16 protein-coding genes are annotated in these 19,109 nt (G+C 66.6%); 4 read left to right on the forward strand and 12 right to left on the reverse strand.

The genetic code is table 11. From position 1 onward, the window contains the following. Position 1 precedes the first annotated feature (1 nt). From ispE to AC56KW_RS21100, 3 genes are all read right to left on the reverse strand, one after another. Positions 2 to 895 (reverse strand): 4-(cytidine 5'-diphospho)-2-C-methyl-D-erythritol kinase, encoded by an 894-nt coding sequence (gene ispE / locus AC56KW_RS21090; RefSeq protein WP_497172631.1) that lies wholly within the window; start codon positions 893 to 895, stop codon positions 2 to 4. Beyond that, complete coding sequence (gene lolB / locus AC56KW_RS21095; protein ID WP_497172632.1) at positions 895 to 1,491, reverse strand: lipoprotein insertase outer membrane protein LolB; 597 nt, start codon at positions 1,489 to 1,491, stop codon at positions 895 to 897. Before lolB ends, ispE begins: the two co-directional genes overlap by 1 nt. Positions 1,492 to 1,570: 79 nt before the next feature. Beyond that, complete coding sequence (locus tag AC56KW_RS21100; protein WP_497172633.1) at positions 1,571 to 3,397, reverse strand: tetratricopeptide repeat protein; 1,827 nt, start codon at positions 3,395 to 3,397, stop codon at positions 1,571 to 1,573. 120 nt (positions 3,398 to 3,517) lie between these two features. Here AC56KW_RS21100 and mutM point away from each other — a divergent pair, with 120 nt between their 5' ends. Genes mutM through mutY form a run of 3 tightly spaced genes read left to right on the forward strand, consistent with a single transcriptional unit; the run spans position 3,518 to position 7,413 of the window. After that, positions 3,518 to 4,351, forward strand: a complete 834-nt coding sequence (gene mutM / locus AC56KW_RS21105; RefSeq protein WP_497172634.1) for a bifunctional DNA-formamidopyrimidine glycosylase/DNA-(apurinic or apyrimidinic site) lyase — start codon at positions 3,518 to 3,520, stop codon at positions 4,349 to 4,351. 21 nt (positions 4,352 to 4,372) lie between these two features. Next, positions 4,373 to 6,292, forward strand: a complete 1,920-nt coding sequence (locus AC56KW_RS21110; RefSeq protein ID WP_497172635.1) for a dynamin family protein — start codon at positions 4,373 to 4,375, stop codon at positions 6,290 to 6,292. Further along, positions 6,289 to 7,413, forward strand: a complete 1,125-nt coding sequence (mutY, locus tag AC56KW_RS21115; protein ID WP_497172636.1) for an A/G-specific adenine glycosylase — start codon at positions 6,289 to 6,291, stop codon at positions 7,411 to 7,413. The genes AC56KW_RS21110 and mutY overlap by 4 nt, the downstream gene beginning before the upstream one ends. Positions 7,414 to 7,607: 194 nt before the next feature. Here mutY and AC56KW_RS21120 read toward each other — a convergent pair whose 3' ends face one another. Beyond that, the gene (locus AC56KW_RS21120; protein ID WP_497172637.1) at positions 7,608 to 8,054 is read right to left on the reverse strand and encodes a cupin domain-containing protein; all 447 of its coding nucleotides are present in this window, start codon (positions 8,052 to 8,054) and stop codon (positions 7,608 to 7,610) included. A gap of 64 nt (positions 8,055 to 8,118) precedes the next feature. Here AC56KW_RS21120 and AC56KW_RS21125 point away from each other — a divergent pair, with 64 nt between their 5' ends. After that, the gene (locus AC56KW_RS21125; RefSeq protein ID WP_497172638.1) at positions 8,119 to 8,712 is read left to right on the forward strand and encodes a TetR/AcrR family transcriptional regulator; all 594 of its coding nucleotides are present in this window, start codon (positions 8,119 to 8,121) and stop codon (positions 8,710 to 8,712) included. Positions 8,713 to 8,724: 12 nt separating this feature from the next. Here the strand turns inward: AC56KW_RS21125 and AC56KW_RS21130 are convergent, their stop codons facing one another. The 8 genes from AC56KW_RS21130 to AC56KW_RS21165 all read right to left on the reverse strand — a co-directional run bounded on the left by AC56KW_RS21130 (position 8,725) and on the right by AC56KW_RS21165 (position 18,854). Beyond that, positions 8,725 to 9,870, reverse strand: a complete 1,146-nt coding sequence (locus AC56KW_RS21130) for a deoxyguanosinetriphosphate triphosphohydrolase (RefSeq protein ID WP_497172639.1) — start codon at positions 9,868 to 9,870, stop codon at positions 8,725 to 8,727. A 10-nt stretch (positions 9,871 to 9,880) separates the two neighbouring features. Continuing rightward, entirely contained in the window at positions 9,881 to 11,491 is a 1,611-nt protein-coding gene (aroKB, locus tag AC56KW_RS21135) for a bifunctional shikimate kinase/3-dehydroquinate synthase AroKB (protein ID WP_497172690.1), read from the reverse strand. A gap of 141 nt (positions 11,492 to 11,632) precedes the next feature. Beyond that, complete coding sequence (locus AC56KW_RS21140) at positions 11,633 to 13,708, reverse strand: Ig-like domain-containing protein (protein ID WP_497172640.1); 2,076 nt, start codon at positions 13,706 to 13,708, stop codon at positions 11,633 to 11,635. Between the two features lie 28 nt (positions 13,709 to 13,736). Next, complete coding sequence (locus AC56KW_RS21145; RefSeq protein ID WP_497172641.1) at positions 13,737 to 15,938, reverse strand: type IV pilus secretin PilQ; 2,202 nt, start codon at positions 15,936 to 15,938, stop codon at positions 13,737 to 13,739. A 12-nt stretch (positions 15,939 to 15,950) separates the two neighbouring features. Next, positions 15,951 to 16,499: a pilus assembly protein PilP gene (locus tag AC56KW_RS21150; RefSeq protein WP_497172642.1), complete on the reverse strand. Its 549-nt coding sequence runs from the start codon at positions 16,497 to 16,499 to the stop codon at positions 15,951 to 15,953. Continuing rightward, a complete protein-coding gene (locus tag AC56KW_RS21155) occupies positions 16,496 to 17,194 on the reverse strand; it encodes a type IV pilus inner membrane component PilO (protein ID WP_497172643.1) in 699 nt (232 codons plus the stop codon). Before AC56KW_RS21155 ends, AC56KW_RS21150 begins: the two co-directional genes overlap by 4 nt. Then, positions 17,191 to 17,832 (reverse strand): PilN domain-containing protein, encoded by a 642-nt coding sequence (locus tag AC56KW_RS21160; RefSeq protein WP_497172644.1) that lies wholly within the window; start codon positions 17,830 to 17,832, stop codon positions 17,191 to 17,193. The genes AC56KW_RS21155 and AC56KW_RS21160 overlap by 4 nt, the downstream gene beginning before the upstream one ends. Next, a complete protein-coding gene (locus AC56KW_RS21165) occupies positions 17,832 to 18,854 on the reverse strand; it encodes a pilus assembly protein PilM (protein WP_497172645.1) in 1,023 nt (340 codons plus the stop codon). The genes AC56KW_RS21160 and AC56KW_RS21165 overlap by 1 nt, the downstream gene beginning before the upstream one ends. Positions 18,855 to 19,109: the final 255 nt, after the last annotated feature.

A 19,109-nucleotide genomic window follows, 5' to 3' on the forward strand; every position in this document is an offset into this window, starting at 1 on the left:
TTTATAACCCACTGATTTGCAAGAGCGATTTCATCAGCGGGTGTGTCTTCAACGATTTCGCTTTCCATGCCGTCCACTTGCCCGGCACTTGCGCCAACACGTGGTCGGCAGCGTCTTCGCTGGAGAACGCGCAAAACACGCACGCCCCTGAGCCAGTCATCCTGGCATCGCCGTAGCTACTCAACCATTCAACCGCCTCTGCTACCGGCGGGAACAGGCGCATCGCCACGTCCTGCAAATCATTTTTCCCAAAACCAACCGTACTGCATGAATCGGTGTGGCTGGAAAAGTCCGCTATTCTGACCGGCTTTGAATCTCTTGTCAAATCCGGCGCAGAAAAAATTGCGGGCGTCGGCACGGCGACACCTGGCTCGATCACGACATACCAGCACTCCGGCCCCGGCACCGCCTGCAGGGCCTCCCCCACGCCCTCCGCGAAAGCAGTCTCGCCGAACAGGAAAAACGGGATATCGGCGCCCAGCGGCAAGCCCAGCGCCATCAGCTCTTCGCGGCTCAAGCCGGCTTCCCATAATACGTTGGCCGCCATCAGCGCCGTCGCCGCATCCGACGACCCTCCGCCCAGCCCGCCACCCATGGGCAAGACTTTTTCGACGGCCACCGAGATCCCCGGCGGCAGTTGGCCATGGCGGCGCGCGTACTCGGCCTGCAGCAGGCGCAGCGCACGGATGACCAGGTCCTGGTCTGCGGGCACGCCCGGCACGTCATTCGTGCGCACGATCGATTCATCGTCGCGCAAGTCGAAATGCAGCCGGTCGGCGCGGTCGATCAGTTGAAACACACTTTGCAGCAAGTGATAGCCATCGGCGCGGCGACCGGTGACGTGCAAGAACAGGTTGAGCTTGGCCGGGGCCGGGCAATCGTGCAGCGAACGCATCAGGCCGCCGGCAGGATGACGATGCGGATCGACAGGTCCGTGATATCGCCCGAGGCGGCGCGCTCGGCCTGGATCAGGCGCGGCACCGGTCGCGGCGCGGCCGTATCTTGCCATTCGACGAAGCGCAAGCGCCAGCCATCCTTGGTCGTGACGCTATTATTGGCTGGCGAGGCGCGGAAGCGCTGCCCCTGCCCGTCGAGCGCATACCCCTGCAGCCAGTCGCGCAAGCCGGACACCGGCAGCGGCCAGCCCAGCGTCTGCTGGGTCAGGCTGTCGATATCGTCCGCGGTGCGCGGCTCCTGGCCACCCTGCACCAACGTCGCCGCGGTAGGGGTGACATTGATCGTGGCCACGGTCTGGCCCAGCGGCGACATCAGCGCAACGTCGATCGCACCGGGGCGCTGTTCCCAATTGAAATTGCCGGTGATCGACTCCTGCCTGCCATCCTTCTGATAATTGACCGACAGCTTGCCCGCCAGGTCGATGGTGTCGCGGTAGTCGCCAACCGTGGCGGTGGACAGCCTGGCGGTGCTGGTGGCGCAGCCGGCAAGCGCGGCGGCGAAGGCAAGCAAGGTGAGACGTCGGGTCAGGAGCATAAACAAATTCAGGAGTGCATGAGAAAAAGCGCCATGGCGGCGGACAGTACAGGACCACCCGCCCCAAGACTGGATTATTTCACAAGGAAAGCCGCAAGCGCGCCAGCGTCGTGCGCAGCGTATCGTTCTGCGGATCCTTGGCGCGCGCCTCGCGCCACAGCTGCTGGGCGGCCGATTTCTCGCCCTTCTGCCACAGCACCTCGCCCAGGTGGACGGCGATCTCGGGATCCTTGCGCAGGCCATAGGCGCGGCGCAGGAATTTTTCGGCCTCGGCCAGGTTACCCATCCGATAATGGATCCAGCCCATGCTGTCCATGATGAAGGGATCGTCCGGCGCCATGTCGAGCGCCTTGGCGATCAGGCCGTATGCCTCTTGCAGGCGCACGTTGCGCTCCGCCAGCGAGTAACCCAGGGCGTTGTAGGCATGGTGGTTGTCGGGCGCCTGCGTCATTACTTCACGCAATTGTGCTTCCATCACATCGACCTTGCCCAGCTTTTCGGCCAGCAGCGCGAAGTCGTACAGCAGGTCGGGGTTCTTGGGGAAGCGCTGGGCCGCCGCTTCCATCACCGCATACGCTTCCGGCAACTGGTTGGCTTCGCGCAGCAATTGCGCCTCGGCCGCCATCAACTGGGCCTGGCGTGCCGGATCGTCGGTCTTGATCTCGGTCAGCAGGCGCCGGGCGCTGGCCATGTCGCCGCCCTTGCCGACCACGTGCGCGCGGCGCAACTGGGTATTGAACCGGGTTTGCGGGTCGGTGCCTTCGGGCACCTTGTCCAGCCATTGCAGGGCGCCGACCAGGTCGCCGCGCTCTTCGGCCAGTTGCGACAGGATCAACAGCGCGCGCGACGGATCGCGCTCGTCTTGCGGATTGCGCCCCAGCACTTCCACGAAGCGGGTGAAATAGAGTTCGGCGCCCGGCGCATCGTTCATCTGCGTGGCCAGGATGCCCAGCGCATACAGGTGGGCGGCATTGTCGGGCTGGGCCTTGACCAGCAGCTCGAACTCGCGCCGCGCCCCGACGTAATCCTTGCGGTTCACCAGCACCCGGGCATACGCGGCGCGCACATCGCCGGCGTTCGGATAGCTCTTGAGGAATTTCTGCATCAAGGCCACCACCTGCGCCTCGTCCTCGGTGGTCTGCGCCAGCATCAGGAGCGCGATCTCGGCATCCGGCTTGGCAGCCAGCGCCGCCTGGGCTTGGCTGCGGGCCAGCGCCTTGTCGCCGCGCACCAGCGCGATCTGGGCGCGCACGATGCGCGCTTCCATCGTGCTCTCATAGGGGGCGATCAGGCGCTCGAGCATGGCCAGCGCCGCTTCCTTGTCCTTGGCGCGGCCCAGCAGTTGCTGGACCTGGAACAGCAGTACGCTGCGGCGGGCGGGCGTCGCTTCGCGCAGGCGCTGCTCGAAGATCGGCTCCAGTTCGGCGATCTTGTCGGACGTGACGACCATGCCGACGAAGTATTGGGTCGCTTCGTCGGATTCCGGGTCGAGCTGGTACCACAGGCGCACCGCGGCCAGGGTGTCGTCAGCCTGCTTGGCAGCCACCGCCATCTCGGCGGCGCGGCGCGCCAGGCGCGGATCGCGGGTGCGCTGGGCCAGGTTGTACACGGTCAGATAAGGTCCCTGCCAGTCGCCGTTGCGGAAGGCAAACTCGGCCTTCATCATCTGTTCGAGCATGGTGGGCGTGAGCTCGACCTTGGGCAGGCGCGCTTCTTCTTCGGCCTTGTGCCTGGCCGCCAGTTCCTCGTCGTCCAGCGCGGGCTCGGCGTCCTGCTGGGCAGTTTGCTGCTGGCCGAACCCGGCCTGGTCGCCTGCGGCGAGGGACTGTTGCGGTGTGGCAGCACATCCCGAGAGAAGGCCTGCAAGCAGCCCGGAGAGGGTTACAATGGCGAAAGCGTTTTTCAAAGCAAGTCCACTAATCCGAATTGATTTTTTGATTCTACGCGCATGCGCAGGCGCCCGCCGCGCATGAGCTGGCACGGCGCGCAGCAGCGGCTACCCGACTTTACACGATTCACCTTCCCCATGCCTGAACTACCAGAAGTAGAAGTCACCCGGCGCGGTGTCGCGCCCCATATCGAAGACCGCGTCGTCGCGCGGGTCGTGTGCCGCCGTGACGGCCTGCGCTGGCCCTTCCCGCCCGGCTTGGATCAACTGCTGGTCGGGCGCCGCATCCTGTCCACCGGCCGGCGCGGCAAATACCTGCTGATCCACTTCGCGCACGGCACCCTGATCATCCACCTGGGCATGTCCGGCCACCTGCGCGTGCTGCCGCCGGGCATCGAGCCGCGCAAGCACGACCACTTCGACCTGGTCGTCAATGGCCCCGAAGGCGTGCAGGTGCTGCGCCTGCACGATCCGCGCCGCTTCGGCGCCGTGCTGTGGCATGCCAACGAGGATGGCGACCTGAAAGAGCATATCCTGCTGCGCGGCCTGGGCGTGGAACCGCTCGACGAGCATTTCAATGGCGCCTTGCTCTACCTGCAAACGCGGCGCCGCAGCGCACCGATCAAGCAGGTGCTGCTGGCCGGTGACATCGTGGTCGGCGTCGGCAATATCTACGCCTGCGAAAGCCTGTTCCGGGCCGGCATCAGTCCCAAGACGCCGGCGGCGCGCATCAGCCGCGCGCGCTACGACAGGCTGGCCGAAGCGATCCGCGACATCCTGGCCGCCGCCATCGTCCAGGGCGGCAGTACGCTGCGTGACTTTATTGCTGTAAACGGGCAGTCTGGATATTTCCAGCAGACATATTTCGTCTATGATCGTGCTGGCGTACCCTGCCGCCAGTGCGAGGCGCCGGTGCGCCAGATCAAGCAGGGCCAGCGCTCGACCTTCTACTGCGCGCAGTGCCAGCGCTAAAGCACCCAACAGGCTGAAACGATGCAGGATCTACAACAGTATGGAGCGTGGCGGGCCAGCGTGGCCGCCAGCCTCGACGGCTATGGCCGCGCCCTGCGCGACGCCGGCCTGATCGACGCCGCCGGCGAACAGGTGCTGGCGCGCGCCCTCGGGCGCCTGCGCGGCGACCGGCTGTCGGTCGCCTTCGTGGCCGAGTTCTCGCGCGGCAAAACCGAGCTGATCAACGCCCTGTTCTTCGCCGACTATGGCCAGCGCATCCTGCCGTCCAGCGCCGGCCGCACCACCATGTGCCCGACCGAGCTGCTGTGGGATGCCCAGCTGCCGCCCTGCATCCGCCTGCTGCCGATCGAGACCCGCGCCGGCCAGTTGTCCACCGGTGACTACCGCGACGATCCCGGCGCCTGGACCGTGCTGCCGCTGGACCTCGACGACCCGGGCAGCATGCACGAGACGCTGCGCCAGGTCAGCCAGACCCGCCATGTACCGACGGGCGAGGCCGAGCGCTACGGCCTGTTCGACCCGGAAGATCCCGACCTCGCCGCCAGTGTTGGCGCGGACGGCAGCATCGGGATCCCGCGCTGGCGCCACGCCATCATCAACCTGCCGCACCCCCTGCTCAAGCAGGGCCTGGTGATCCTCGACACGCCGGGCCTGAACGCGATCGGCACCGAGCCGGAACTGACGCTGAACCTGATCCCGAACGCGCACGCGGTGCTGTTCGTGCTGGCGGCCGACACCGGCGTGACGCGCAGCGACATCGATGTCTGGCGCACCCATATCGGCGCCGGACCGGGACGGCTGGCGGTGCTCAACAAGATCGACGCCATGTGGGACGAGCTCAAAAGCGGCGCCGCCATCGACGCCGAGATCGCGCGCCAGCAACACGACGTCGCACGCCTGCTCGGGCTGGACGCCGGCCAGGTGTATCCGGTGTCGGCCCATAAAGCCCTGGTCGGACGCATCGGCGGCGATATGGACTTGTTCGAGCGCAGCCGCCTCGGAGCGCTCGAATCGGCCCTGTTCCACCAGTTGATCCCGGCGCGGCGCGAGATCAATGTTCGCCAGCTGCGCGCCGACCTCGAGATCCTGGCGGCCGGCCAGCACATGCTGGTGGCGGCGCGCCTGCGCGAGCTGGTCGAGCAGTTGCAGGAGCTGCGCAGCCTGCGCGGCAAGAACCAGGGCATGATCGCCCACATGGTGCGCCGGGTAGAGGCCGAGAAGAAGGAATTCGACGCCGGCCTGTTCAAGCTGCAGGGCACGCGCGCGGTGTTCACGCGCCTGTCGACCGAGCTGTACACCTTGATCGGCATGGACGGTTTGCAGGACCGGACCGAGACGGTACGCGCCGCGATGACGGCAAGCCGCTTCGCCACCGGCATGCGTGCGCCGGTGCGCAACTACTTCGCAGGCGCGCGCGCTGGTTTGCACGACGCGTGCGCCAAGGTCGACGAGATCAAGTCCATGATGGACGCCATGCACCGCCGCTTCGCGGCCGAACACGGGCTCTCGCTGGCGCTGCCGCAAACCCTGTCATTGACGCGCCACATCGACGAGATCGACGCCATCGAGGCGCTGTTCGTGCGCCAGTTCGGCACCGCGACCCTGTTGATGACCAGCCGCGCAACGCTGCTCGAACGTTTCTTCGATTCGATCGCCTCGCGCGTGCGGCGCGTCTACCGCGCGGCCAATGCGGATGTCGAAGCCTGGCTGAAGGTCGCCAATGCGCCGCTCGAAGCGCAGATCCGCCAGCACCGCGACAGCCTGCGCCAGCGCCAGGCCACGGTCCAGCGCATCCACGACGCCCGCGACAGCCTGGAGCAGAAAATCGGCGCCTTCGAGCACGGCCAGGCCGAACTCGACACCACGCGCATCCGCCTGGCCGCCATCGCGGCGGGCGTCACCACCCTACTTGAGGCTAGCGCCCCGACACGACACGCATGAAACGCCTCACCGAGTTCGACCAGCTGGCCGATCCGACCTTCTCGAAGGCCGTGATCGACTGGCAGCGCAGCCATGGCCGCCATACCCTGCCCTGGCAAAACACCACCGACGCCTACCGCGTCTGGCTGTCCGAGATCATGCTGCAGCAGACGCAAGTGGCCGCGGTGCTGGGTTATTACGCGCGCTTCCTGGAGCGTTTCCCGACCGTCCATGCGCTGGCCGAAGCGCCATCGGAGGACGTCATGGCGCACTGGAGCGGCCTCGGTTACTACACCCGCGCGCGCAACCTGCACGCTTGCGCCCGGCGCGTGGTGCAGGACTACGACGGCGTGTTCCCGAGCGACCCGGCGCTGCTGGCCGACCTGCCCGGCATCGGCCGCTCGACGGCAGCGGCGATCGCCGCCTTTTCCAGCGGCGTGCGCGCCGCCATCCTGGACGGCAACGTCAAGCGCGTGTTCGCGCGCGTGTTCGGGATCGACGCCTATCCGGGCCTGAAACCGGTCGAGGATGCGCTGTGGCGGCGCGCCGACGCCCTGCTGCCCGAGGTGACCGGCAACCCGGGCGCGATCGAGGCCTACACCCAGGGCCTGATGGACCTGGGCGCCACCCTGTGCACCCGTTCGCGTCCCGACTGCGGCCGCTGCCCGCTGCAGGCGCGTTGCGTGGCCTTCGCCACCGGCCGCACGGCCGACCTGCCGGTGCGCAAGCCAAAGAAGGCCACGCCCGAGAAACGCACCGCGCTGCTGGTCGTGATCGACCGCGGCCACGTGCTGCTGGAACAGCGTCCGCAAACCGGCATCTGGGGCGGCTTGCTGTCGCTGCCGGAAGTGGGCGGACACGTGCCGATGGATGAGGATGAAGCGCCGGTCTGTACGGTGGATGTCGCCGTGGCGGCGGGCAAGTTTGGAACGCTGGACGAAGTGCGGCCACTGAGCCCGCTGGTGCATGTCTTCACCCACTACAAGCTGCACATCGCGCCCTTCTCGGTGACGCTGGCGGCGCGCGCCGAACTGGCGCCCGGTCACGTCTGGTGGAAACTGGACACCATCGCCGAAGCGCCGTTGCCGGCGCCGGTCAAGAAGCTGCTGCTGGATCTGGCAAGGCCGGATTTGTTCAGCTAGGCGCGATTTTCACACTCCCTGGATTTTCACGTTCCGTGAAAATGGAAGCCTAGTGAAAATAATGCGTCTTGCCCGGCATGCGGCGCCGCATGGCGACCAGCCCGGGCAGTCCGGGGCCGGGATGGCGACGCCCATGAGTCGCCGGCCACTGTGGCTGCCGAATACGGCGTCGCTCTCTTCAGGGGACAAGAGGATCAGCGGGGTTGGACGAAGCGGACCTGGTGGCGACCGCCGATGTCGAGCATCTTGCCGAGGTCGTCGGGCATGGTCTTCACCTGTGCATCGACTTCGCGGAAGAAGCCTGCCGCATGCGCCGGCGCGTCGAAGATGATGACGCGCGCCGCTTCGTCGGAATACCCCTCGAAGGCGTGCAGCATGTCGGCCGGCGCATACAGGAATTCCCCCGCACCGACCAGGTGCTCCTCGCCGTCGACCATGAATTTCACGTCGCCGGCAACGACGTAGTACGCCTCGTCCCACGGGTGGGCATGGGGAGGCGCCCCGGCATGCTTCGGCAAGACCACTTCCATGAGCGACCATGCCTTGCCGGTCTGCTCGGCCGTGCACAGGAAGCGGGCGCGGGTACCCAGGATACTCAGGGATTCGCCGTCACCGCGGCGGGTAATGACTGGCTGTTTCATGGCTTCTCCTTGTGGCCCGGATTAAAATGTCATACACTATGACATTGAGTCGCAAAGGCTGTCAATGCACAAAAAAACCACAACGCTGAACGAGAAGCGCCAGGACCTGACGCGGGGGCTGATCCTCGATGGAGCGTTCGCCCTGCTGAAGGATGGCGCGATCCGCGAGCTGACGGTGCGCGCGGTGGCGCAGCATGCAGGCATGTCGGAGCGGACGGTGTTCCGGTATTTCCCGGCGCGCGACGCCCTGCTCGATGCGGTCGCCGAGTACCTGCGCGAGCACATGGCGACGCCGGCCTTGCTGGGCACGCTGGAAGGATTGCTGGCCGCGCCAGGGGTGCTGTACCGGACGTTCGAGGAGCGTGCCGACCATACGCGGGCCGCGCTGCATCCCGACCTGGTGGGACGGGTACGCTCGCTACAGGCGGGCGCCCGCTGGGAGGCGGTCCACGGCTTGCTGGAATCGATCGCGCCGCAGGCGGGAGAGGCACAGCGCCGCATCGCGGCGGCCAATATCTGCTACCACCTGACGGCGAGCTCCTGGCACTACTACCGGACGGCTTTCGGTTTCGGCCTGGACGAAAGCATCGCCTGCGCCGAGACGGCGCTCAGGCAGTCCTTGCAGGAGATCGGCGAAGCCCCAGGCAGGACTGCCTGACCGGCTCCGCGCTCAGAAGTGGTCGAGCGAGAAGATACGGCGATGCTCGCGGATCGCATAGCGGTCGGTCATGCCGGCGATGTAGTCGGCGATCTTGCGCGCCTGCCTCGATGGGTCGCCCTCGACCTGGTAGTCGTTCGGCAGCAGCACCGGGTCTTCCAGGAAGGCCTGGAACAGCTCGCGCACGATGCGGCTCGCCTTGACCCGCATGCGGTTGACCTGGAAGTGGCGGTACAGGTTGGCGTACAGGAAGCGCTTGAGGGCCGTGGTCTCGGCCCGCATCCGGTCCGAGAAGCGGATCAGCGGCGGGGCGGCGCGCACGTCGTCGATGCTCTGCGGCCTGGCTTCCAGGATCCGCTGGGCCGAGGTCTCGACCAGGTCGGCGGTCATCGCCGTGATCATCAGGCGGATCGTCTCGTACAGCGCGCGCCGTCCCTGCAGGCCGGGGTATTGCTGTTCGACCTGGCGGCGCAGGCGGGCGAACAGCTCCACCTCTTCCATCTGCTTCATGGTCAAGAGGCCGGAACGCAGCCCGTCGTCGATATCGTGGTTGTTGTAGGCGATCTCGTCGGCCAGGTTGGTCAGCTGCGCTTCCAGGCTGGGCTGGCTGCGATCAATGAAACGCTGGCCCAGCTCGCCCAGCTGGCGCGCGTTGTTCAGCGAGCAGTGCTTGAGGATGCCTTCGCGCGTTTCGAAGGTGAGGTTCAGGCCGTCGAAGGCGCCGTAGTGCTCTTCGAGGTGATCGACCACGCGCAGGCTTTGCAGGTTGTGCTCGAAGCCGCCGAAGTCCTTCATGCATTCGTTGAGCACGTCCTGGCCCACGTGGCCGAAAGGCGTGTGGCCCAGGTCGTGCGCCAGCGCGGTGGCTTCGACCAGGTCTTCGTTCAGGCGCAAGCTGCGCGCCAGGGTGCGGCCGATCTGCGCCACCTCGATGCTGTGGGTCAGGCGGGTGCGGAACAGGTCGCCCTCGTGGTTGAGGAAGACCTGGGTCTTGTATTCGAGCCGCCGGAAGGCGGTCGAATGGATGATGCGGTCGCGGTCGCGCTGGTATTCGCTGCGCGAACCCGGGCCCGGCTCGGGATGGCGCCGTCCGCGCGACTGCGACGAGTGCGCCGCATAAGGGGCCAGGCAGGCGTCGACGCTGCGCATCGCGTCCATGGTCATCCTCTCAGCCGCTGCACGCCGCCAGGGTCGAGCGCAGGATGTCCAGCGGCGCGGTCGTGATCGACGGGCTGCCGAGCGGCTTGAGCAGGATGAAGCGGATCTCGCCGCCCTCGTTCTTCTTGTCGACTTCCATCAGCTCGATCCAGCGCGCCTCGCCCAGGTCGGGCGCCACGGCCGGCAGGCCGGCGGCGCGCACCAGCGCACGCACGCGCTCCACCGCGGTGGGCTCGATCAGGCCCAGGCGCGCCGACATGTCGGCCGCCATCACCATGCCGCAGCCGACCGCTTCGCCGTGCAGCCATTCGCCGTAGCCCAGGCCATTCTCGATCGCGTGGCCGAAGGTGTGGCCGAAGTTCAGCACCGCGCGCAGGCCGCCTTCGCGTTCGTCCTTGCGCACCACGTCGGACTTGATCTCGCACGAGCGCGCGATCGCGTGCGCGATGACCTGCGGCTCGCGCCCGACCAGTGCGCCGATATTCGCTTCGATCCAGTCGAAAAAGGCGGCGTCGAGGATGGCGCCATGCTTGATCACCTCGGCCAGGCCGGCCGACAGCTCGCGCGCCGGCAAGGTGTCGAGCGTCGCGGTGTCGGCGATGACGGCGCGCGGCTGGTAGAAGGCGCCGATCATGTTCTTGCCCAGCGGGTGGTTGATGCCGGTCTTGCCGCCCACCGAGGAATCGACCTGGGCCAGCAGGGTGGTCGGGATCTGCACGAAGGGCACGCCCCGCATGTAGCTCGAGGCCGCGAAACCCGTCAGGTCGCCGATCACGCCGCCGCCCAGCGCCACCAGCGTGGTCTTGCGGTCGCATTTGTGTTGCAGCAGCGCGTCGTAGACCAGGTTCAGCGACTGCCAGTTCTTGTGCTCTTCGCCGTCCGGCAGCACGATCTCGACCACGTCGCGCCCGGCGGCGCGCAGGTGGCCGGCCACCTTGTCCAGGTACAGCGGCGCCACCGTGGTGTTGGTGACGATGGCGACCTTGCTGCCGCCGATATGGCGCTCGAGCAGCGCGGCGTCGTCCAGCAGGCCGGGGCCGATCGCGATCGGGTAGCTGCGTTCGCCGAGGTCGACGTTGAGGGTGATGCGGTCCTGTTCGTTCATCGATGTCCTTGCATGCCGGCGCGCGCGTGCGTTCTCTTGCGCCGCCAGCTGGTCCAATATGGTTTGTACCATCGATTGTACGTTAGGACGGCCGGTGTCGATGACGAGGTCCGCAATCTCGCGGTACAGCGGATCGCGCTGGGCCCACAGCTCCTCGAGCTTGGCGCGCGGGTCGGCCGTCTGCAGCAGCGGACGGTTCTTGTCGTGCGCGGTGCGTTGCAGGATGCTGCCGATCGAGGCGCGCAGGTAGATCACGGTGCCGCGCTCGGCCAGGTAGGCGCGGTTCTGAGGATTCAGCACGGCGCCGCCGCCGGTGGCCAGCACCAGGCCCTGCTGGCCGGTGAGGTCGCGGATCACGTCCGCTTCGCGGCGCCGGAAGCAGGCTTCGCCCTCGATCTCGAAGATCCAGGGGATGATGGCGCCGGTGCGCGCCTCGATCTCGTGGTCGGAATCGACGAAGCGGCGATTGAGCTTGCGTGCAAGCAATCGACCGATCGTGGTCTTCCCTGCCCCCATCAGGCCAACAAGGAAGATATTGTCGTTCTTGGGATGTGGCACTACCAGACCCGCTCAAATGAAAAGACGGCCAGTATAGACTGGCCGTCCCGGATTGCGGTCAAAAAGCGCATGCCCTGAAGCGTGGCGCGCGCCCGATCATCAGCCCGATTTGAAGGTGAAAGGGCTCACGTAGCCGCGCGGGGTGGTCACGCGCAGCACGAAGCCGCCCGCCTCGCACTGGTCGCTCGGACGCACCGTCACGTCGTGATACGTGCCGCCGACATCCAGGGTCGACCCCACCGATGCCGGCAGGAACGACGTGGCCGACAGCTTGCTGGCATCGGTCGCGCTCAGCGTCGTACCGGACGGCAGCGGATTGTCGATGCCGTCATGCAGGCGGAACTTGAGCTGCTGCGCCGAGCAGCTGACGCCGGCCACGCCCTTGATCACCAAGGGGTCGCCGTCACTGGCAGTCCAGTCGCGGCAGTTGGCGCCCGCTGCGTCGCACATCTGGCGCACCAGCGTGGCTTGCGAATTGCTGAAGACGATCTCGGTGGACTCGCGGATGTAGTTCAGGCCCCACTTGCCGTTGCCGTCCTTCTTGTAGCTGGCGCTGTTGTACGGGAATGGCAGGTCGCCTTTCGCCGGTTCGTACACGCCGTTCAGGTCGGTATCGAGGAAGGGGTCGCCCATATCGCCGAGCAGGTCGACGTTGCCGCTGCCGTCATTCTTCGGGAACGGCTCGCCGTTGCCGATCGGGCAATCGTCCACCAGTGGACGATAATTGGCGCCGGCGCCGCTGCAGCTGTACTGGCCGTCGCCATTCATGTCGACGAAGTTCTCGACGCCCTGCACGTAGGCCAGCACAGTCACGCGGCCGTCCTTCGGACGCGGATTCTGGCTGCGCAGCGTCACGCTGCAGCCGCCGTTTGCGCTCTGGCAGGCGCCTTGGGCCGAACTACCCACCGCGCCACCCTCGGTCACGAAGTTGATGGTGGTGCCATCCGAGATCGGATTGCCGTACTGGTCGGCCAGCAGCACCTGGATCTCGGTGGTGTCGTTATCGTATTTCATGCCCTCGATATTGTGGCGTGACGCGCTCATTGACATCGACTTCTGGATCGGCAGGCCGGTCGAGATGGTCAGCGCATCGGACAGGCCGCTGATCTTGACGCCGTTGCGGCTGGCTTCGGCCGTCACGCGCACCGGGGTCGGGATGGTGCCGGAGGACACCATCGTCATCACATTGCCGGACGCATCGGTCGTGGCATGGCTCGGTGTGACGGTCAGGCCGCCGGTATAGGTGGTGGCGCTGAAATTGACGTCCACGCCGGCCAGGCCATTGTTCTGCTGGTCGACCACGCGGAAAGTCAGCTGGGCGGCTTCGGCGCGGCCCAGGCCGCCCGAGCCCTTGAGCACGATCGAACTGCCCGTCACGCTGCTGCTCAGGAAGCGGATGCTGCCGATATTGGCCGGCGCGACGTCGACCGGGATCGATTGGCTTGAATTACCAAGCGAAACGGTGATGGTGTCGCGTCCGAGCAGGCAACCGTTATTTGTATACGTCACGCTTTGCGCGCCATTGGCGAAGGTGCCCATCACCAGCGTGGCGCTGCCGGCGCCGGCGCACAGCGAGGTCGCGGTCAAGCCCGGGGCCGAGCTGGCGGGCTGGCCGCCGCTGGTGACCGGGACGTTCAGGGACAAGGTGCTGAAGGCCGGCAGGACACCGGTCGGCGGCGTGGTGAAGCTCAGCGCGCCGATCGTCAGCGGCGCGGCGCCGATGGAAATATTGCTGGTCGCGGTCGCTGTCTTGCCGGCCACCACCGAGGTGGCGGTGATCGGTACCGCGCCGGCCGAGCTCGGGCTGGCAGGCCTGACGCTCACCGTCGCCACGCCGTTGGCGTCGGTCAGGGCCGAGCCGGTATCGGGGGTGAAGGCCACCAGGTCGCCACCGGTGAACTGCACGATGGCGCCCACGGCCGGCTTGCCGGCCGCATCCAGCACGGTGGCCTTGACCGATGCGCTCTGGCCGCCGGCCAGCGAGGTGACGTTGGCGCCGTTGCCATCGGTCAGCGCCAGGGTCAGCCTGGGGTCGGCGCTGACCGGCGTGGTGCCGGTGCCGCCGGAACCGCCGCCGCCGGTATTGCCCGGGCTGCCGCCGCCGCCGCCGCAGGCGGACAAAGTCGCGGCCAGGAGCAGCGCCAGGCTGCCGTACTTGATGTGCTGGTTGTTCATCTGTTGTTATCGGTTGTTGTTAATCTTGTCAGCGGGCGCCCGCCACGTTGTCGTTCACGATCTTGGGAGTAATGAACACCAGCAGTTCGGTCTTGCTGTGTTCGCGACCAGTGGTCTTGAACAGATAGCCCAGGAGCGGGACGTCGCCCAGCAGCGGCACCTTGGTCACGTTGTTGCGTTCGCTCTGCTGGTAGATCCCGCCCAGCACCACCGTGCCGCCGTTCTCGACCATTACCTTGGTCTTGACGTGCTGGGTGTTGATCGCGAAGCCGGCGCGGGTCTCTTCTCCCTTGGAATCCTTGTTGACGTCCACTTCCAGCACCACGTTGCCGTCCGGGGTGATCTGCGGCGTCACTTCCAGGCGCAGGTTGGCCTTCTTGAACGAGATCGAGGTGGCGCCGCTGCTGGTCGCCTGCTCGTAGGGCAGCTCGACGCCCTGCTCGATCACGGCAATCTGCTTGTCTTCGGTGACGACGCGCGGGCTCGAGATGATCTTGCCCTTGCCGTCGGCTTCGAGCGCCGACAGTTCCAGGTTCAGGAAGCGGTTCGCGGCCGACGAGAACAGCGAGAACGCCAGCGTCGACGGGGCGATGCCGCCGATGCCGGCCGCCGGCAGGTTGACCATGGTGGTGTTGTCGATGCTGGTGCTGGCCGGCGACTGGCCCGTGACCTGGCCGACGCCGGCCAGGTTGCCGCCGATCGCGACGCGCTCGTTGCCGTTGACCTGCCAGCCGGAGTCGCCACCGCGCTGGGTGCGCAGGTCGTTGAAGCCGAGCTTGGCGCCGAGGTTGCGCGAGAAGCCGTCGTTGGCTTCGACCAGGCGCGCCTCGATCAGCACCTGCTTCGAGGCGATGTCTGTCTTCTGGATCAGCTTGCGGATGTCCTCGATCCGCGACGCGATATCGGTCACGAACAGCTGGTTGGTGCGCGGATCGATGATCGCGCTGCCGCGCCGCGACAGCACGCGGTTGCGCCCGCCCGCATCGCTGCCGGCGGTGGCGCCGGCGGCGTCCAGGCCGAACACGTTGCGGAACGATTCCGCCTTCTGGTAATTGAGCTGGAAGATCTCGGAGCGCAGCGGTTCGAGTTCGGCGATCTGGGCGCGCTGCTCGAGTTCGAGCTTTTCCTTGGTCAGCAGTTCTTCCTTCGGCGCGATCCAGACCACGGTGCCGTTCTTGCGCATGTCGAGGCCCTTGGCGGTCAGGATGACGTCCAGCGCCTGGTCCCACGGCACGTCCTTCAGGCGCAGGGTCAGCGAGCCGCTCACGGAATCGCTGGCGATGATGTTCAGGCCCGAGATATCGGCCACCGCCTGCAGCGCGGCGCGCACCTCGACGTCCTGGAAGTCGAACGACAGCTTCTCGCCGCGGTAGCCCTGCGGGTTGTCGCGCGAGCCGGTGCTGTTGCGGTTCGCGTCCGGCTCGACCTTGCGCACCTCGACCACCAGCTGGGTATCGCTCTGGAACACCGATTGCTCCCAGTCGCCCTGCGCGTCGACCGTCATGCGCACATTGTCGCCCTGAGCCAGCGTCGAGACGCGGGTCACCGGCGTGCCGAAGTCGGTCACGTCCAGGCGGCGGCGCAGCGCTTCCGGCAGGCGCGCATTGAGGAAATCGACGGTCACGCCGCTCGCCGTCTGGCGCACGTCGACCGCCACCTGGCTGGCGGGCAGGTCGACGACGACCCGGCCGGCGCCGTTGGCGCCGCGGCGGAAGTCGAGGTCGCGCAGCTGCGGCCGCGCGGATGCGGCGACGGGCGCCGGCGCGGCCTTCGCGGCCGGCAGGCCGGCGGCGTCGAGCGCGCGCGCCACGCCGCCCGAACCTTCCACGGTCACGATCACCGACCTGCCGTCGATCGTGGTGGCGTAGTTGAGGGCGCGCGCCAGGTTCAGCACCAGGCGGGTACGCTCGCCGGCCTGCACCACGTTCAGGCTGCGCACGTCGCCCAGGTTCAGCTCGTGCAGCGCCTTGCCGGTGGCGTTCGCGGTGGCGCCGAAATCGAGGGCGATGCGGGCCGGATTGGTGATCGCGAAGCCGATCGGCGCGCGCGCCGGGATCTCGCGCATGGTCACGTTGATGATCACGTTGCCGCCCTGCTGGTTGGCAGTGATCGACTCGATCGCATTGCCCTGGGCCAGGACGGCGCCGGCGCACATCATCATCATGAGTGCGGCCGCGGCGCGCGCCAGCCATGCCGGCAGTGCGAAGCGAATCTTGACGTATTGGGTCATTTACTGCTCTCCTTATTTTGCCGCAGCCCGGTGCTGCAGCTCGATGTGGGCCATGCGTTCCACCCAGTCGCCAGTGGCGTCCTGCACCGATTCCCTGATCTCGACGGCGCCCTCGCCCACTCGCGTGATGCGCCCGTAGTTTTGCCCTATCCTTTGTCCGGCCCGCACCCGGTGCAGCGTGCGCTCGATCTGCAGCAGCGCATACTTGACGCCGCCCTTCTCGATCGTGCCGACCATCCGCATCATGTCGAGCGGGTAATGCTCGAGCGGCTCCTTCGGCCGCTCCAGGTCGGGCTGGTTGGCGTTGCCGGCCTGGGCCAGGCGCGCCGTCTCGCCCAGCAGCTTGCCCTGGTCGAAAGGATCCGGCGCCTCGCGCGCATCGTAGCCATAGGGCTCGAAGGTCTTCGGCTCCGGCAGCGGCTTCACCTTGGGCACGGTCTGCTGTTCGACCTGTTTCATCCAGGCCCGGGTCTCGCCCACGCCGCCGTCGCCGCAAGCGGCCAGCAGGCTGCTGGCCATCAACGCCGCGCCAAGGCGGGCAATTCGTCGCGTATGCATCATTTCTTGCCTCCGCCCTTGGCCTTGGCGGACTTGCCCTTCTTGCCCTTTTTCTTCTCGGCCGCGCGCGCGGCGCGCTGGGCCGCCAGCTCTTCCTGGTCGAGGTAGCGGAACGTCTTGGCCACGGCCTGCATCCCCAGGCCGCCGTCCTTGGCCAGTACCAGGTTCAAATTGTTGAGCGTGACGATGCGCGGCAGGTTGGCCATGTCGGCGGCGAACGCGCCCATGTCGTGGTAACGGCCGTTGACCTTGATGTCGATCGGCAGTTCCGCGTAGTAGTCGCGCACCACTTCCTGGCCCGGCTTGAACAGCTCGAACTGCAGGCCGCGGCCGACGCCCGACTGGTTGATGTCGGACAGCAGCGAATACATCTCGGACTTGTTCGGCAACTGCTTTTCCAGGCGCACCACATACTGGTCGACCTGCGCCTTCTGCGCCTTCAGGGCTTCCAGGTTGATCGCCTGCGCCATCTTGGCCTTGTACTCGTCGCGCAGTTTGATTTCCTCTTGCGCGCCGGCGTCCTGGGCCGCGAACTGGTCGCTCCAGTAGAAGTAGTAGCCGAGGCCGACGACCGCCGCCAGCACGCCGGCGGCGCACAGCAGACGCGGCGCCAGCGGCCACTGGCCGGGCTGGCGGCCCTGCAAATCCTGGAACTGCGCCGCCAGCCGGGCGCCGAGTTCTTTGATATCGATGTTCATGACTTCTCCGCCGCGCCTTTTGCGCCGGCCTTGGCTTCGGCCCTGGCGCCATCGGGCGCCGGCTCGTCCTCGTCGCTCAGGCGCGCGCGCTTGATCGACACGGCGAGCGTGAACTCGACCACCTGGCGGCTGGTCTTGCCTTGGGTCAGGGCGACGGCGCGGACCTCGGTCAAGTCCGGGTTTTCCAGCCATTGCGAGCCGCCCGACAGGTTACGCAGCAGTTCGGCCACCCTTTCCTGCGACTGGGCGTTACCGCCCAGGATCACGCGCTGGCCGCTCTGCTTGACCGATTTCAGGGACACGCCGTCCGGCGTCTGGCGCACCAGCTCGTCGAGCAGGTGGACCGGCTGGTTGCGATCGCCCTGCAAGTCCTCGACCGCCTGCTGGCGCGCCTGCAGGGCGGCGATGTCTTCTTTCAGGGTCTTGATTTCGCCGATCTTCTGGTCCAGCTCAGCGCTGGCTTTTTTCAGCACCTCGTTGCGCTGGTTCTGGACCGAGATCTGGCTGGCGTTATAGCCGCCGACCAGCATCACCACGATGGCGCCGAGCACGCCGCCCAGCGCCAGCAGGGCCACGAAGGCCTTCTGCCTCTGCTTGCGCTTGGCCTCGCGGTGAGGCAGCAGGTTAATCCGGATCATCAGCCAAACCTCCGCAGCGCCAGGCCGCAGGCGACCAGGTAGGCCGGGCCGTCCTGGCGCAACTGGTGTTCGCGCACGCCGGCGCCCAGCTGCATGCCGTCGAAGGGTGCGGCGAGCAGCGTCGGGATGCGGGTGCGGCCCGCCACGATGTCGAGGATCCCCGGCAGCAGCGCGCAACCGCCGGCCAGGTACAGCTGGTCGATCCGGGTGTACGGGGTCGAGGTATAGAAGAACTGGATGGCGCGCGTGATTTCCAGCGCCGCGCTTTCCAGGAACGGCGCCAGGATGTCGGCGCGGTAGTTCTCGGGCAGGTCGCCCGCCTTCTTGCGCGTCTCGGCTTCCTCGAACGCCATGCCATAGGCGCGCACGATGTCCTGGGTCAGCGCATTGCCGCCGAACGGCTGCTCGCGCTCGTAGACCGCCTCGCCGTTGAGCAGCACCGACACGTGGGTGGCCTGGGCGCCGATCTGGAACAGGGCCACGATCTGGTCCGGCTTCGGCAGGGCCGCGTGTTCGAGCGCGCTGCGCGCGGCGTAGGAATCGATGTCCATCACGGTGGCGGTGAGGCCGGCCGCTTCGGCGATCGCGACCCGGTCCTCGACTTTTTCGCGACGCGCGGCGGCCAGCATGACTTCCATGTCGTCGAGCGAGTTCTGGGCCGGGCCGATCACGTCGAAGTCGAGACTGACCTCGTCGAGCGCGAACGGGATATACTGGCTGGCCTCGGACTCGACCTGCACTTCGAGCTGGTCTTCCGACAAGCCGGCCGGCAGGATGATCTTCTTGGTGATCACGGCGGCAGGCGGCATGCCGAGCACCACGTGGCGGGCGCGGGTGCCGCTTTTCTTCCAGACCCGGCGCACGGCGTCCGCGACCTGGTCCATGTTTTCAATATTGCCGTCCACCACGGCGCCACGCGGCAGCGCCTCCAGGGTGTAGCGCTCCAGGCGCACGATGCCCTTGCCGGCGTCGGCCAGCTCGACCAGGCGAACGCCGGACGTGCTGATATCGAGCCCAACCATCGGTGGACTCGATTGTGCAAACAAGGAACCCAGATTGATCACCAATACACTCCCTTGGCTGTCTTTTGGACAGAATGAGCTGAAATGCCCGACGTTGGATGTTGTCGTAAGTAAAACAGATATTTACTTCTTATAAATTTCTCATAAAAATCCGATACTTACGTGCAGCACCGCCAAGGATCGTAGCAACAAAGGATGACTACGGACAAGAAATTTCTGTACTGGAACACTCTATTCCGGGCGTCCGCGCCACAC

The sequence above is a fragment of the Telluria sp. RT2P19 genome (assembly GCF_059685725.1).

What these genes read in the sequence shown, in the direction of transcription:
- ispE (WP_497172631.1), bottom strand. Translation starts at nt 895, where the DNA reads ATGCGTTCGCTGCACGATTGCCCGGCCCCGGCCAAGCTCAACCTGTTC.
- lolB (WP_497172632.1), bottom strand. Translation starts at nt 1,491, where the DNA reads ATGCTCCTGACCCGACGTCTCACCTTGCTTGCCTTCGCCGCCGCGCTT.
- mutM (WP_497172634.1), top strand. Translation starts at nt 3,518, where the DNA reads ATGCCTGAACTACCAGAAGTAGAAGTCACCCGGCGCGGTGTCGCGCCC.
- AC56KW_RS21110 (WP_497172635.1), top strand. Translation starts at nt 4,373, where the DNA reads ATGCAGGATCTACAACAGTATGGAGCGTGGCGGGCCAGCGTGGCCGCC.
- mutY (WP_497172636.1), top strand. Translation starts at nt 6,289, where the DNA reads ATGAAACGCCTCACCGAGTTCGACCAGCTGGCCGATCCGACCTTCTCG.
- AC56KW_RS21120 (WP_497172637.1), bottom strand. Translation starts at nt 8,054, where the DNA reads ATGAAACAGCCAGTCATTACCCGCCGCGGTGACGGCGAATCCCTGAGT.
- AC56KW_RS21125 (WP_497172638.1), top strand. Translation starts at nt 8,119, where the DNA reads ATGCACAAAAAAACCACAACGCTGAACGAGAAGCGCCAGGACCTGACG.
- AC56KW_RS21130 (WP_497172639.1), bottom strand. Translation starts at nt 9,870, where the DNA reads ATGGACGCGATGCGCAGCGTCGACGCCTGCCTGGCCCCTTATGCGGCG.
- aroKB (WP_497172690.1), bottom strand. Translation starts at nt 11,491, where the DNA reads ATGGGGGCAGGGAAGACCACGATCGGTCGATTGCTTGCACGCAAGCTC.
- AC56KW_RS21140 (WP_497172640.1), bottom strand. Translation starts at nt 13,708, where the DNA reads ATGAACAACCAGCACATCAAGTACGGCAGCCTGGCGCTGCTCCTGGCC.
- AC56KW_RS21145 (WP_497172641.1), bottom strand. Translation starts at nt 15,938, where the DNA reads ATGACCCAATACGTCAAGATTCGCTTCGCACTGCCGGCATGGCTGGCG.
- AC56KW_RS21150 (WP_497172642.1), bottom strand. Translation starts at nt 16,499, where the DNA reads ATGATGCATACGCGACGAATTGCCCGCCTTGGCGCGGCGTTGATGGCC.
- AC56KW_RS21155 (WP_497172643.1), bottom strand. Translation starts at nt 17,194, where the DNA reads ATGAACATCGATATCAAAGAACTCGGCGCCCGGCTGGCGGCGCAGTTC.
- AC56KW_RS21160 (WP_497172644.1), bottom strand. Translation starts at nt 17,832, where the DNA reads ATGATCCGGATTAACCTGCTGCCTCACCGCGAGGCCAAGCGCAAGCAG.
- AC56KW_RS21165 (WP_497172645.1), bottom strand. Translation starts at nt 18,854, where the DNA reads ATGGTTGGGCTCGATATCAGCACGTCCGGCGTTCGCCTGGTCGAGCTG.